2 tRNA genes and 2 rRNA genes are annotated in these 775 nt (G+C 44.3%); all 4 read left to right on the top strand.

The annotated features are described in order from the left end of the window. Positions 1–70: ribosomal RNA gene (locus tag ACWI_RS18320) — 16S ribosomal RNA — on the top strand; the annotation flags it as partial. A 101-nt stretch (positions 71–171) separates the two neighbouring features. After that, positions 172–247, top strand: a tRNA-Ala gene (locus ACWI_RS18315). Positions 248–266: 19 nt separating this feature from the next. Continuing rightward, a tRNA-Ile gene (locus tag ACWI_RS18310) sits at positions 267–343 on the top strand. A 224-nt stretch (positions 344–567) separates the two neighbouring features. Further along, positions 568–775: ribosomal RNA gene (locus tag ACWI_RS18305) — 23S ribosomal RNA — on the top strand; the annotation flags it as partial.

Below are 775 nucleotides of genomic sequence, written 5' to 3'. Positions count from 1 at the left end.
GGGGTCAGTAATTGGGGTGAAGTCGTAACAAGGTAGCCGTATCGGAAGGTGCGGCTGGATCACCTCCTTTCTAGGGAATACAGGAAGTCATGGTACTATTTTCTTTTGTATGACTGGTTCATACAAAGACAGAAGCAACGTGCATAAAATTTAATACGTTTTAATACTTGGGGGGGTGTAGCTCAGTTGGGAGAGCACCTGCCTTGCAAGCAGGGGGTCAGGAGTTCAAGTCTCCTCATCTCCACCAAATTTTAAAACAAACAGATGGGCTTGTAGCTCAGGTGGTTAGAGCGCACGCCTGATAAGCGTGAGGTCGGAGGTTCAAGTCCTCCCAAGCCCACCATAAAATCAAAAAGGATCGTATTTTTCGTCAGAATCCTTGAGTAATCAGGGATGAATTCAGCCGAAAAATGCGTTAGCTTTTACATCAGTCACACGCTAACGCTTAGTGACCTACCAAATGTTATCACATTTGGGTAAAAGCGTCGATCATTGAAAACAGCATAGTGTATAAATAAAAAGAAATACAATTTCAAAATGTTAACAACATTAGAAACGTAATTTTAGGATCAAGAAGAAAAGAGCACAGGGTGAATGCCTTGGCAATCAGAGCCGAAGAAGGACGCGACAAGCTGCGAAAAGCTGCGAGAAGGTGCACATAACCGTTGATCCGCAGATATCCGAATGGGGAAACCCGGCTGGTAGAAGACCAGTCACTGTAACGTGAATACATAGCGTTATGGAGGGAACCTGGGGAACTGAAACATCTTAGTAC

This window comes from Acetobacterium wieringae (genome assembly GCF_001766835.1).
GTDB classification, from domain to species: domain Bacteria; phylum Bacillota; class Clostridia; order Eubacteriales; family Eubacteriaceae; genus Acetobacterium; species Acetobacterium wieringae.
Note: the sequence above shows the minus strand (reverse complement) of the source record. Positions and strands in the feature narration are given on the sequence as shown.